12 protein-coding genes are annotated in these 12631 nt (G+C 60.1%); 9 read left to right on the forward strand and 3 right to left on the reverse strand.

Annotated elements, in window-relative coordinates; all coding sequences use genetic code 11:
- Nucleotides 1-124: 124 nt before the first annotated feature.
- Complete coding sequence (locus DNK59_RS09400) at nt 125-1087, reverse strand: DMT family transporter (protein ID WP_256596321.1); 963 nt, start codon at nt 1085-1087, stop codon at nt 125-127.
- A gap of 93 nt (nt 1088-1180) precedes the next feature.
- Between DNK59_RS09400 and DNK59_RS09405 the strand changes: the two genes are divergently transcribed.
- Nucleotides 1181-2605 carry a PLP-dependent aminotransferase family protein gene (locus DNK59_RS09405; RefSeq protein ID WP_110723028.1) on the forward strand — a complete coding sequence of 475 codons (1425 nt, stop codon included), beginning with the start codon at nt 1181-1183 and terminating at the stop codon, nt 2603-2605.
- Between the two features lie 74 nt (nt 2606-2679).
- On the opposite strand, the gene DNK59_RS09410 is transcribed toward DNK59_RS09405, so the two are convergent.
- Nucleotides 2680-3498: a pyruvate, water dikinase regulatory protein gene (locus tag DNK59_RS09410; protein ID WP_110723029.1), complete on the reverse strand. Its 819-nt coding sequence runs from the start codon at nt 3496-3498 to the stop codon at nt 2680-2682.
- A gap of 174 nt (nt 3499-3672) precedes the next feature.
- Here DNK59_RS09410 and ppsA point away from each other — a divergent pair, with 174 nt between their 5' ends.
- From ppsA to DNK59_RS09450, 8 genes are all read left to right on the forward strand, one after another.
- The gene (gene ppsA / locus DNK59_RS09415; protein WP_110723030.1) at nt 3673-6048 is read left to right on the forward strand and encodes a phosphoenolpyruvate synthase; all 2376 of its coding nucleotides are present in this window, start codon (nt 3673-3675) and stop codon (nt 6046-6048) included.
- A 101-nt stretch (nt 6049-6149) separates the two neighbouring features.
- Nucleotides 6150-7139: an alpha/beta fold hydrolase gene (locus DNK59_RS09420; RefSeq protein ID WP_110723031.1), complete on the forward strand. Its 990-nt coding sequence runs from the start codon at nt 6150-6152 to the stop codon at nt 7137-7139.
- Nucleotides 7140-7391: 252 nt separating this feature from the next.
- Nucleotides 7392-7883: a ribonuclease E activity regulator RraA gene (rraA, locus tag DNK59_RS09425; protein ID WP_009042919.1), complete on the forward strand. Its 492-nt coding sequence runs from the start codon at nt 7392-7394 to the stop codon at nt 7881-7883.
- A 25-nt stretch (nt 7884-7908) separates the two neighbouring features.
- Nucleotides 7909-8904 (forward strand): zinc transporter ZntB, encoded by a 996-nt coding sequence (locus DNK59_RS09430; RefSeq protein ID WP_110723032.1) that lies wholly within the window; start codon nt 7909-7911, stop codon nt 8902-8904.
- A gap of 63 nt (nt 8905-8967) precedes the next feature.
- Nucleotides 8968-9213 carry a hypothetical protein gene (locus DNK59_RS09435; protein WP_011060193.1) on the forward strand — a complete coding sequence of 82 codons (246 nt, stop codon included), beginning with the start codon at nt 8968-8970 and terminating at the stop codon, nt 9211-9213.
- A gap of 2 nt (nt 9214-9215) precedes the next feature.
- On the forward strand, nt 9216-10040 hold the full coding sequence (locus DNK59_RS09440) for a mechanosensitive ion channel domain-containing protein (protein WP_016964357.1): 825 nt from the start codon (nt 9216-9218) through the stop codon (nt 10038-10040).
- 87 nt (nt 10041-10127) lie between these two features.
- The gene (gene sigX, locus DNK59_RS09445) at nt 10128-10718 is read left to right on the forward strand and encodes an RNA polymerase sigma factor SigX (RefSeq protein WP_011060195.1); all 591 of its coding nucleotides are present in this window, start codon (nt 10128-10130) and stop codon (nt 10716-10718) included.
- A gap of 107 nt (nt 10719-10825) precedes the next feature.
- On the forward strand, nt 10826-11806 hold the full coding sequence (locus tag DNK59_RS09450; protein ID WP_092316698.1) for an OmpA family protein: 981 nt from the start codon (nt 10826-10828) through the stop codon (nt 11804-11806).
- Nucleotides 11807-11883: 77 nt separating this feature from the next.
- On the opposite strand, the gene cobA is transcribed toward DNK59_RS09450, so the two are convergent.
- Nucleotides 11884-12624: a uroporphyrinogen-III C-methyltransferase gene (gene cobA / locus DNK59_RS09455; protein ID WP_092316696.1), complete on the reverse strand. Its 741-nt coding sequence runs from the start codon at nt 12622-12624 to the stop codon at nt 11884-11886.
- Nucleotides 12625-12631 lie beyond the last annotated feature (7 nt).

Consider the following 12631-nt stretch of genomic DNA (forward strand, 5'->3'; position numbering starts at 1 on the left):
TGACCTTGTCATCCAATCGCTGAGCAACGCCCCTTGCAGGAGCGAGCTTGCTCGCGATGAACCTCAACGCGGACTCGCTGATCAGGCGCGGCATCCTTGGATGCCTTCGCGAGCAAGCTCGCTCCTACAGAATTTCTTTACCCGTCTTTCTGGACAGCCATTTATCCAGCGGCAATTTGGTGATGGCGAAGCCGCCGAGCAGGGTCGAGGCATACAGCAGCAGGTCGCTGGACAGGCTCAGGCCTTCGTACCAGGCACCGATGATCACCGCGAACACCGGGAAGATGATGAAGACGAAGGACAGGATCACCGGATTCAGGCGCTTGAGCAGGAAGAAGTAGACGATAAAACCGCCCACCGAGGCGACCAGTCCCAGGTACAGCAGGGCGCCCCAGGAGCGCGGGCTGATGGCCGAGAAATCCGGGGTTTCCATCCACAGGCCGGCCAGGCACAGCAGCAGGCCGGCGATGCCGATCGGCAGGGCGTTGTAGGTGATGACGCTGATGGCGTTCCCGTGTTTCTTGGTGACGACGTAGCACAAGGCATGCAGCAGCGCCGCGCCGAGAATCGCCAGCACTCCCGAGAGTTCGTTGTGATCGTTGAGCAGGCCCTGGCCGCGAATGATCTGGAACAGGCTGGCAAAGCCGACGGCGATGCCGAGTATCTGCGCCAGGTGGATTTTTTCCCGCAGCAGCAGGGCGGAAAAGATCAGGATGAACACCGGCATGCAGCTGAACAGCAGGGCGGTCAGCCCCGAGGAGACGTGCACCTCACCGTAGTTGAGCAAGGTATAGGGCAGGCTGAAGTAGCACAGGGTGACGAACAGCAGGAAACCGCGGCTGCCCTTGGGAAACATCAGCGGTTCGCGGCGCAGCCAGGCGAAGCAGGCAAACAGCGGAAAGGCGATCAAAAAGCGCAGTCCGGCTGCGGTCAGGGGCGGCGTGCTGGCCACGGCCACCTTGATCCCCAGCCAGGTAGTGCCCCAGCTCAGGCAGACAATCAGGAACAGGGTGCAGGTCACCAGCGTGGCGAGCCAGGGGTGCGAAGGCGCTTGGGTGATAGGTGCTGCCGTGGTGCTTGTGGTCACGCTGACACTCCTTTCGTGATCGGTAATTGACCCCTATATTGAGCGAGTCATTTCCGGTGATTGAATCTGTAAAGCACGTTATTGGGGTAAGTGATGGCTGTCAAAGTAAGTATTGACATGGTGTCAATGTTGCATTCCGCCTTGCGCGAAGGGGCGGGGCCCAAGTACAAGCGCCTGGCCGACGCACTGGATCAGGGCATTGAGCAAGGGCTGCTGGCCCCTGGCAGCAAGCTGTTTCCCCATCGGCAACTGGCCGACCAACTGGGGGTGACCATTGGCACCATCAGTCGCGCCTATGCCGAGCTGGAGCGCGTGGGGCAGGTGGTGGCGCGGGTCGGTGATGGCACCTACGTGCGTCAGGACGACTTGCAGCGCCCGCGCGACGTGGGGTTTCGCCACGTCGGGGAAGAGTCGCCCGCGCTGTTCGACATGAGCCGCAATACGCATATCCCCGGGCCGGAGAGCCGTTTCATCGCTCAGGGCCTACGGGCGCTGGCGGACGATCCCCAGGGGTTGCTGGAGGTGGCGCGCTACAGCCCGGAGGCCGGGCTGGAGCGCTATCGCGAGGCCGGTGCGCGCTGGTTGACCCAGGAAGGGTTGCAGGTCGATGCCTCGCAGGTGATTTGCGTCAACGGCGCCCAGCATGGCTTGCATGTTGCCCTGCTGGCGCTGCTCAAGGCCGGGGATACGCTGGCCACCGAGCACCTGACCTATCCGGGCCTGATCAGTACCGCCCGGATGCAGGGAATCAAGTTGCTGGGCCTGCCCATGGATGAGCAGGGGCTGCTGCCCGAAGCGCTGGAGGAGGCGTGCCGGCACCACCGGCTGGCGGCCCTGTATTGCACGCCGACCTTGCAGAACCCCAGCACTGCGGTGCAGTCCGTGGCGCGCCGGGAGGCGATCGCCGAAATCTGTCGGCGGCACAACCTGTTGATTCTGGAGGATGAAACCCACGCGGTGCTGATGGCCCGGCGGCCGGCGCCGTTGGCGCATTTTGCCCCTGAGCGCACGGTGCTGATCAGCAGCCTGAGCAAGGCCGTGGCGGCGGGGTTGCGGGTCGGCTTCCTGTGCGGGCCGCCGCCGCTGGTGGGGCGATTGGCCGCAGCGCTGCGGGCGACCTGCTGGATGGCCACACCGTTAACCCTGCAATTGGCTGCCGGTTGGATCGACAACGGTATTGCCGAGCGCCTGCGTCAGCAGCAAATGCTCGAGATCACCCGGCGCAAGGGGCTGGTGGCGGGGCTGTTGCACGGGTTGCAGTGGCGCAGTCCAGAGACTTGCCCGCATTTCTGGATCCGTGTTCCCGAACCCTGGCGGGCCTCGGAGATCGAGGCGCACTTGAAGCAACAGCACTACCTGGTGGCCACTGCCGAGACCTTTGCCGTGGGCCAGGCGGCGGTACCGCAGTTCATTCGTGCCAGTGTCTGCAACACCACGGCCGATGATCGGAAGCTGACCGAGGGCTTTGCTGCCCTGGCCACTGCGTTGCGCCAGGAGCGCGGATTGCCGGGATGGTGACGGGGTGATGAGGGCAAGCCTCGTGGCAGGGATGACTCCTTGCCACGTCGGGCTGCTTGAAGTTGTGGCGCGGCCTACTTGAAGCGGCGCTCCACGCCTTTTTCCACGAGAATCTTGGCCGAGATCTCTTCCACCGAGAAATGCGTGGAATTGATATGGGGAATGTTCTCGCGGCGGAACAGGTTTTCCACTTCGCGTACTTCGAATTCGCACTGGGCGTAGCTGGAGTAGCGGCTGTTGGGCTTGCGCTCGTTGCGGATCGCGGTGAGGCGGTCGGGGTCGATGGTCAGGCCGAACAGCTTGTGCTTGTGGGCGCGCAGGGCATTGGGCAGTTGCAGGCGTTCCATGTCTTCTTCGGTCAACGGGTAGTTGGCCGCGCGGATGCCGAATTGCATGGCCATGTACAGGCAGGTCGGGGTCTTGCCGCAGCGCGACACGCCCACCAGGATCAGGTCGGCCTTGTCGTAGTAGTGGGTGCGGGCGCCGTCGTCGTTGTCCAGGGCGAAGTTTACCGCCTCGATCCGCTCCATGTAGTTGGAGTTGTGGCCAATGGAGTGGGATTTGCCGACGGAGTAGGAAGAATGCTCGCTGAGTTCCTGTTCCAGGGGCGCGAGGAAGGTCGAGAAGATGTCGATCATGAAACCATTGGAGGTGGCGAGAATCTCACGAATCTCCTGATTGACGATGGTGTCGAAAATGATCGGGCGATAGCCGTCTTTTTCGGCGGCCATATTGATTTGCTGTACCATGGCCCGCGCTTTTTCCATGCTGTCGATGTACGGCCGCGTGATTTTGCTGAAGGTAATGTTTTCGAACTGCGCCAACAGGCTCTGGCCGAGGGTTTCCGCTGTGATACCGGTACCATCGGAAATAAAGAAAGCAGATCGTTTCATTTGCGGCTTGGGCCTTAAGCTAGTGACGATTCTTGGATATGATAGGCGCGATTTGTCGGCCGGGAATGGCCCGCATTCTCACTTATTTTCCAGGTCCAGGCCATATAGCGGGCAATCGCTCCCCCGAGCAGCCGGCTTCTGAGCTTTTCCAACACAGTTAGTGGAGAGATCACCTTGGTAGAGTACGTAGTTTCCCTCGATAAGCTCGGCAAACACGATGTTGAGCATGTGGGGGGCAAGAACGCATCCCTGGGCGAGATGATCAGCAACCTCGCAGGTGCGGGCGTATCGGTCCCTGGTGGCTTCGCCACGACAGCTCAGGCTTATCGTGATTTTCTTGAGTTGAGTGGCCTGAACGACCAGATCCACGCGGCGCTCGATGCGCTGGATGTCGATGACGTCAACGCCCTGGCCAAGACCGGCGCGCAGATCCGTCAATGGATCATGGAGGCCGAGTTCCCCGAGCGCCTCAACACCGAGATCCGCAGCGCATTCGCCGCCTTGTCGGCAGGCAACCCGGACATCGCCGTAGCCGTGCGTTCCTCGGCCACCGCCGAAGACTTGCCGGATGCCTCCTTTGCCGGCCAGCAGGAAACCTTCCTCAACATCCGTGGCGTGGACAACGTGATCCGCGCGGCCAAGGAAGTGTTTGCCTCGCTGTTCAACGATCGCGCCATTTCCTACCGCGTACACCAGGGTTTCGACCACAAACTGGTGGCCCTGTCTGCCGGTGTGCAGCGCATGGTGCGCTCGGAAACCGGCACCGCCGGCGTGATGTTCACCCTCGACACCGAATCGGGCTTCCGTGACGTGGTCTTCATTACCGGTGCCTACGGCCTGGGTGAAACCGTGGTCCAGGGCGCGGTCAACCCGGACGAATTCTACGTCCACAAGAACACCCTTGAAGCCGGCCGTCCGGCCATCCTGCGCCGCAACCTGGGCAGCAAGGCGATCAAGATGATCTACGGCGACGAGGCCAAGGCCGGTCGCTCGGTGAAGACCGTGGACGTGGACGCGGCCGATCGCGCACGTTTCTGCCTCACCGACGCCGAAGTCAGCGAGCTGGCCAAGCAGGCGATGATCATCGAGAAGCACTACCAGTGCCCGATGGACATCGAGTGGGCCAAGGATGGCGACGACGGCAAGCTGTACATCGTTCAGGCCCGTCCGGAAACCGTGAAGAGCCGTACCCAGGCCAACGTCATGGAGCGTTACCTGCTCAAGGAAACCGGCACCGTGCTGGTGGAAGGTCGCGCCATCGGCCAGCGCATCGGCGCCGGCAAGGTGCGGATCATCAAGGACGTGTCCGAGATGGACAAAGTCCAGGCCGGTGACGTGCTGGTTTCCGACATGACCGACCCGGACTGGGAACCGGTGATGAAGCGCGCCAGCGCCATCGTCACCAACCGTGGCGGTCGTACCTGCCACGCGGCGATCATCGCTCGTGAATTGGGCATTCCCGCCGTGGTGGGTTGCGGCAACGCCACCGAGCTGTTGAAGGATGGCCAGGGTGTGACCGTTTCCTGCGCCGAAGGCGACACCGGTCTGATCTTCGAGGGCGAACTGGGCTTCGACGTCAAGCAGAACTCGGTAGACGCCATGCCGGAACTGCCGTTCAAGATCATGATGAACGTCGGCAACCCGGACCGCGCCTTCGACTTCGCTCAACTGCCGAACGCCGGCGTGGGCCTGGCCCGCCTGGAATTCATCATCAACCGCATGATCGGCGTGCACCCCAAGGCGCTGCTGAACTACGCCGGGCTGCCGCAAGAGATCAAGGATAGCGTCGACAAGCGTATTGCCGGCTACCACGATCCTGTGGACTTCTACGTCGACAAGCTGGTTGAAGGCATCAGCACCCTGGCCGCGGCGTTCACGCCGAAGAAGGTCATCGTGCGTCTGTCGGACTTCAAGTCCAACGAATACGCCAACCTGATCGGCGGCAAGCTCTACGAGCCGGAAGAAGAGAACCCGATGCTGGGCTTCCGTGGCGCCTCGCGCTACATCAGCGAATCCTTCCGTGACTGCTTCGAGCTCGAATGCCGCGCGCTGAAACGCGTGCGCAACGAGATGGGCCTGACCAACGTCGAAATCATGGTGCCGTTCGTGCGTACCTTGGGCGAAGCCAGCCAAGTGGTTGATCTGCTGGCTGAAAATGGCCTCAAGCGCGGCGAAAACGGTCTGCGCGTGATCATGATGTGCGAACTGCCTTCCAACGCCATCCTGGCCGAGGAGTTCCTCGAGTACTTCGATGGTTTCTCCATCGGCTCCAACGACCTGACCCAGCTGACCCTGGGCCTGGACCGTGACTCGGGGATCATCGCCCACCTGTTCGACGAGCGTAATCCTGCGGTCAAGAAGCTGCTGGCCAATGCCATCGCCGCCTGCAACAAGGCCGGCAAGTACATCGGCATCTGCGGCCAGGGCCCTTCGGACCACCCGGACCTGGCCAAGTGGCTGATGGAGCAGGGCATTGAAAGCGTCTCGTTGAATCCGGACTCGGTGCTGGAAACCTGGTTCTTCCTGGCCGAAGGTCAGGGCGCGGCGTAATCGGTGAACGAAGAGCCGGTTGCGCCTGGGCGGACCGGCTCTTGAAGATTCAAGCAGGGCGTGCTTCTTCTGGATGCCGCCCTTTTTTGTGCAAGAAGAATATGCAAAGCAGCAGCAACCTATTTCCCGTCGCCTTGATCAGTGCCGAGCGTCGAGGCGACCTCAGCGAAGATGTCTATCGCTTGAAACCCGGCAACAGTCCGGACCCTTCGGTCGAACTGGCCGTGACTCGCCTGGGGTTGGCCGATGAGCCAGAAGCCCGGGGCGTGCCTGTGGTTCTGCTCCACGGCAGCTTTTCCAACCGGCGCTTCTGGTATTCGCCCAAGGGCGTGGGCCTTGGTGCCTACCTGGCTCGTGCCGGTTTCGATGTATGGATTCCCGAGATGCGCGGCCATGGCTTGTCGCGCCGTAATGCCGACTACCGCAAGAACCGGGTGGCCGATTACGCGCGCTATGATCTGCCGGCGATTGCCGCCTTTGTCCGTGAGCAAAGCGCTCAGATTCCTCACTGGATCGGTCATTCCCTGGGGGGCACGACCTTGGCGGCGGCGCTGGGCGGGCAGTACCTGGGGGAGGCCGGAGTAGCTTCGGCGGCGTTTTTCGGAACCCAGATCAGTCGTACCTACTGGCCGTTGAAAATCCCCATGGTGGAATGGGGCGGGCGCCTGCTCATCAAGCGCTTTGCCCAGTTGTCCGGTTCGCGGCTCAAGCGCGGCCCGGAGGACGAGCCCATTGGCCTGGCCCTGGAAAGCATGCGCTGGCATGGTCTGTTCGGTCGCTTTGGCGATGCCGACAAGGACTGGTGGGCCGGGTTGGCGGAAGTCAGGGTGCCGGTACTGGCGGTCAGCGCCGCGGGGGGTCATCAGGATCCGACCTGGGCCTGTCGCAAGCTGTTCGATCAACTGGCCAGTGAGCAGAAACAATTTGTCTGCCTGGGGCGTGAGCTAGGGTTCAGCAGCAATTTTGGCCATGTCGAGATGCTGGTGAGCAAGCCCGCGCAAGCCGAGGTCTGGCCACTGGTGGCGCGCTGGCTCCAGGATCAGCACACGCCGTTGCTGGCATCCGCTGCCGAGCAGGTGGCTGAGGTTTGAGGCGAGGGCTCTGACAAGGGCATTTCGTTGGATAGCGCTTGCGGCTAAGATATGACGCGTTGCGCTGTTCTGGTCACATTCGGTTATTGAGTCGACTTTCCGTTCAGGTGACATGGCTGCAGATGCGCGTCAGGCCGGTCTGCTCCTTGGAGGGGCAGGTTAAACCTCGGCCTGCCAGACTCGTATGCCCAGAATGGCCCCTGAAATGGCCGATACCTTCGATCGTGTTCTTTCTGCTACAGGAGTTTCTCGATGAACCATTACCTCACTCCCGACCTGTGCGATGCCTATCCGGACCTGGTGCAGGTGGTTGAACCCATGTTCAGCAATTTCGGCGGTCGCGATTCCTTTGGTGGTGAAATCGTCACCATCAAGTGCTTCGAGGACAACTCGCTGGTCAAGGAGCAAGTGGAGCTCAAGGGACACGGCAAGGTGCTGGTGGTCGACGGTGGCGGCTCTCTGCGCCGTGCGCTACTGGGGGACATGCTGGCCGAGAAGGCAGCAAAAAATGGCTGGGAAGGCCTGGTGATCTACGGCTGCATCCGTGATGTGGATGTCATCGCCCAGACCGATCTCGGGGTTCAGGCCCTGGCCAGTCATCCGATGAAGACCGACAAGCGCGGCATCGGCGATCTCAATGTGGCAGTGACCTTTGCCGGTGTGACTTTCCGTCCGGGTGAGTATGTCTACGCCGACAACAATGGCGTGATCGTGTCGCCAAGCCCACTGAAGATGCCTGAATAAGCCATTGGCCTGACAAGGGATGAGGATGTTCGAGGAAGACAACGCGCAATGGGGGCTGGTGCATGCCCTGGTGCTGGATGGTCAAGGTGGTGCGCGTTCGATAGCCCGGACTGAGCTCGACGATCTGCAGCTGCAGGCCCATGAAAGCCTGTGGCTGCACTGGGATCGCAGTCATCCGCAAACCCAGACCTGGCTGCGCCGTTCCAGCGGCCTGAGCGAGTTCAGCTGTGATCTGCTGCTGGAGGAAAATACTCGGCCGCGCCTGCTGTCCTTGCCGGATTCGGAGCTGCTGCTGTTCTTGCGCGGCATCAACCTCAATCCGGGGGCCGAGCCTGAGGATATGGTGTCGGTGCGGATCTTCGCGTCTTCTCAGCGGGTGATTTCCCTGCGTCTGCGGCCTTTGCGCGCCACTGATGAGCTTTTGCTGCAACTGACTGAAGGCAAGGGGCCGAAAACCGCTGCCGAACTGCTTCTTTATATGGCCGAGTATCTGACGCATAAGGTGCAGCATTCGGTCAGCGACCTGTCTGAAGTGGTCGATATCGAAGAAGAAAAACTGGATGCCGACGAACGGTATACCCCGGAGCACGGGAGCATTTTGCAGATCCGCCGTCGGGCTGCCGGGTTGAAGCGGTTCCTGGCTCCACAACGGGATATTTTTGCCCAGTTGAGTCGGATAAAGCTGCCCTGGTTCGCCGTCGACGATGGCGACTACTGGAATGAGTTGCACAACAGCCTGACCCGTTACCTGGAAGAGCTGGAACTGGCCCGAGAGCGCGTGGGGCTTGTGCTGGAGGCCGAAGACCGCCGCTTGAGCGTGCGCATGAACCGCACCATGTACCGCTTCGGGATCATCACCGGGATCTTCCTGCCCATGAGTTTTCTCACCGGTCTTCTGGGGATCAACGTCGGCGGGATTCCATTCTCTGCGAGCCCCTACGGATTCATCATCGCCTGCCTGCTGCTGGTGGCGGTGGCCCTCGGGCAATGGTGGTTGTTCCGCCGTTTGCGCTGGGTGTGATGATGCGTCATGTGACCCGAATAAATCTGACCGCGTCTTTTCCAGACATCACCAGAGGTGCGTATGCACGATCCGTTTGAACAGTCTTTGCGTGACATGCTCAAAGCCTCGCCATCGAGCCGCGATGATGACGCTTGCCTGGGCCGCGTACTGAAAACCGCCAACCGCCAGGTTGGGGCGGGAGATCTGTTCAGCCTGCTGGGCCGCTGGCTGCCGGCGCTGATGATCGCCTTGAATAATGGATCGGCCCATATCGCGCCGGTATCCCGTCGTAAATCTTCTGCTCGCACTGCTGATAAGGCTGATTGAATATGGAACTTGATCTCTGGACGCAGAGCCTCGTCACGGCAATGACAGCCTTGTGGACCAAGGTGGCGAACTTCATTCCGAACCTGTTCGGCGCGCTGGTGGTGCTGTTGCTGGGCTTCGTGGTGGCCAAGCTGCTGGACACCCTGTTGTCAAAATTGCTGGCCAAGCTGGGCCTTGACCGTCTGATGGGCGGTACTGGCTTGACCAAGTTGCTGTCCCGCGCGGGCCTGCAAGTGCCGATCTCGACCTTGATCGGCAAGATTGTCTACTGGTTTGTCCTGCTTATATTTCTGGTTTCTGCTGCTGAATCCCTGGGTCTTGAGCGAGTGTCAGCTACGCTCGACATGCTTGCGCTGTATTTGCCGAAGGTTTTTGGTGCTGCGCTGGTGCTGTTGGTGGGGGTTCTGCTGGCGCAACTGGCCAATGGCCTGGTGCGTGGAGCGGCTGAAGGCGTAGGTCTGGATTACGCCAGTGGCCTGGGGCGCATTGCCCAGGGGCTGGTGATCATCATCAGTATTTCCGTGGCGATCAGTCAGTTGGAGGTCAAAACCGACCTGCTCAACCATGTGATCGTGATCGTATTGATTACCGTTGGTCTGGCCGTTGCGCTAGCCATGGGTTTGGGAAGCCGGGAAATTGCCGGGCAGATTCTTGCGGGAATCTATGTGCGTGAGTTGTACCAGGTTGGGCAACAAGTACGTGTTGGTGAGGTCGAAGGCCAGATCGAAGAGATCGGCACGGTTAAAACTACATTGCTGACCGAGGAGGGTGAGCTAGTCTCTCTGTCCAATCGGATCCTGCTGGAGCAGCATGTAAGTAGCCGCTAACCCGGCAAACCCTGCTAATGTATGCCGCCGCAAAATGCCCTCACCGGGCAGCGGCGGACATTGACCTGACTGTCGGCACGACTCGTTTTGAATAAAACCCAATCGTTATCCACGCGCTATGACCCCCGTGAGCTCTCTGATGAGGAGTTGGTTGCGCGCTCACATACGGAGCTGTTTCACGTAACACGCGCCTATGAAGAGTTGATGCGACGCTATCAGAGGACCCTATTTAATGTTTGCGCACGTTATCTAGGGAACGATCGGGATGCGGATGATGTCTGTCAGGAAGTGATGTTGAAGGTGCTGTATGGCCTTAAGAACTTTGAGGGTAAATCGAAGTTCAAGACGTGGCTATATAGCATCACGTACAACGAGTGCATCACGCAGTATCGCAAGGAGCGGCGCAAGCGTCGGTTGATGGACGCTTTAAGTCTTGACCCCCTCGAGGAGGCCTCTGAAGAGAAGGCACCAAAACCAGAGGAAAAGGGCGGACTTGACCGCTGGTTGGTGCATGTGAACCCGATTGACCGGGAAATTCTGGTGCTACGATTTGTCGCAGAGCTGGAGTTCCAGGAGATCGCAGACATCATGCACATGGGGTTGAGTGCTACGAAAATGCGTTACAAACGTGCTCTTGATAAATTGCGTGAGAAATTTGCAGGCATTGCTGAAACTTAGTTCGGCGCAAATATCTCTTACGTCTAGGTGAGTTCTGATAGACTTACCGCCGAGTTGTCCCCCGGTATGTGGGACTGCTTTACAATCACCAGATGGGGATTTAACGGATGAAACTGAAAAACACCTTGGGCATTGCCATTGGTTCTATTGTTGCCGTGACTTCGTTCGGCGTTCTGGCGCAAGGCCAAGGCGCGGTCGAGGGTGAACTGTTTTACAAAAAACAGTACAACGACAGCGTTAATCACGTTGAAGACGGCTTCAACCCAGGCGCATCGATCGGTTACTTCCTGACCGACGACCTGTCGTTGAACGCTACCTACGACAAGACCAACCACACCCGTTCTAACGACGGTACTGGTAACCAGAAGATCAAAGGCGACAACTTCGGCCTGAACGCTCAGTACCACTTTGGTTCTGTGGGTGACGCTCTGCGTCCATACGTTTCCGGCGGTGTTGCTCACAAGAGCATGACCAACGTGATCGCTGACGGTCACAGCGGCCGCGACCAGTCGACTTTCCTGACTGCAGGCGCTGGTGTTAAGTACTACTTCACCGACAACCTGTTCGCCCGTGCCGGCGTTGAAGCTGACTACAAGCTGGACAACGGCAAGTGGGACTACGCTCCTACTATCGGCCTGGGTGTGAACTTCGGTGGCAGCGGCGGCAAAGTTGCTCCAGCACCGGCTCCAGTACCGGCTCCAGCTCCAGAACCAGCTCCAGAAGCTCCAGTTGCTGAAGTTGTTCGTGTTGAGCTGGACGTGAAGTTCGACTTCGACAAGTCGGTCGTTAAGCCTAACAGCTACGCTGACATCAAGAACCTCGCTGACTTCATGAAGCAGTACCCACAGACCACCACCGTTGTTGAAGGTCACACTGACTCCGTCGGTCCTGACGCTTACAACCAGAAGCTGTCTGAGCGTCGTGCAAACGCCGTTAAACAAGTTCTGGTCAACCAGTACGGCGTTGGCGCTAACCGCGTTCAATCCGTTGGTTACGGTGAGTCCCGCCCAGTTGCCGACAACGCAACTGAAGCTGGTCGCGCTATCAACCGTCGCGTAGAAGCCTCGGTTGAAGCTCAAGCTAAGTAATTAGCCTTGTAGCTTGGAAAAACCCGGCCTAGGCCGGGTTTTTCTTTGCCTGCGATTTGTCCGGCCAGAGCCTCGACTCAGGCTTGTCCGACGCAGGCTTCAAGGGCGGACGCCGTGGCCGCCACGGCACCAATCACCAGGATCGCCGGGCTCTTGAGCGCAAAGCGCTGGGCATCCCGTTCCATCCCTGCCAGATCGCTGCGACATTCCCGCTGTTCAGGCAGCGAAGCGTTTTCAATCATCGCCACCGGCGTATCGGCCGCCAGGCCGCCTTCACGCAATTGCCCGGCAATCTCCGCCAGCTTCGCCACGCCCATGTAGATCACCAAGGTCGTGCCGCTTTGCGCCAAGGCCTGCCAGTTCAGGCGGCTGTCATCCTGAGTGTGCGCGGTGACCAGGGTCACCCCCCGGGCGACGCCGCGCAGGGTCAGGGGAATCTCGCAGCGCGTGGCGCCGGCCAGCCCAGCCGTGATGCCGTTGACCAGTTCCACCTCGATGCCCCGTTCCTTCAGCCACTGGGCTTCTTCGCCGCCGCGACCAAAGATGCACGGATCGCCGCCCTTGAGGCGCACCACGCAGCGGCCCTGACGGGCATAGCGCAGCATCAGGCGATGAATGAAGGCTTGGGGCGTAGAACGGCATCCTCCTCGTTTGCCGACTGCAATGACCCGTGCCCCAGGGCAGTGCGCCAGCACGGCGTGGTTCACCAGATCATCGATCAGCACCACCTCGGCCTCGCCAAGGGCACGCACCGCCTTGAGGGTCAACAGCTCCGGATCCCCCGGCCCCGCGCCAACCAGCCAGACTTTTGCACTCATATTCATT

The organism is Pseudomonas sp. TKO26, assembly GCF_003225665.1.
Classification (GTDB): domain Bacteria; phylum Pseudomonadota; class Gammaproteobacteria; order Pseudomonadales; family Pseudomonadaceae; genus Aquipseudomonas; species Aquipseudomonas saponiphila.

Bases quoted from the DNA above. Each gene is read 5' to 3' on its own strand.
- DNK59_RS09420 (WP_110723031.1), top strand. From the start codon at position 6,150: ATGCAAAGCAGCAGCAACCTATTTCCCGTCGCCTTGATCAGTGCCGAG.
- DNK59_RS09405 (WP_110723028.1), top strand. From the start codon at position 1,181: ATGGCTGTCAAAGTAAGTATTGACATGGTGTCAATGTTGCATTCCGCC.
- DNK59_RS09430 (WP_110723032.1), top strand. From the start codon at position 7,909: ATGTTCGAGGAAGACAACGCGCAATGGGGGCTGGTGCATGCCCTGGTG.
- DNK59_RS09410 (WP_110723029.1), bottom strand. From the start codon at position 3,498: ATGAAACGATCTGCTTTCTTTATTTCCGATGGTACCGGTATCACAGCG.
- DNK59_RS09450 (WP_092316698.1), top strand. From the start codon at position 10,826: ATGAAACTGAAAAACACCTTGGGCATTGCCATTGGTTCTATTGTTGCC.
- DNK59_RS09440 (WP_016964357.1), top strand. From the start codon at position 9,216: ATGGAACTTGATCTCTGGACGCAGAGCCTCGTCACGGCAATGACAGCC.
- rraA (WP_009042919.1), top strand. From the start codon at position 7,392: ATGAACCATTACCTCACTCCCGACCTGTGCGATGCCTATCCGGACCTG.
- cobA (WP_092316696.1), bottom strand. From the start codon at position 12,624: ATGAGTGCAAAAGTCTGGCTGGTTGGCGCGGGGCCGGGGGATCCGGAG.
- DNK59_RS09435 (WP_011060193.1), top strand. From the start codon at position 8,968: ATGCACGATCCGTTTGAACAGTCTTTGCGTGACATGCTCAAAGCCTCG.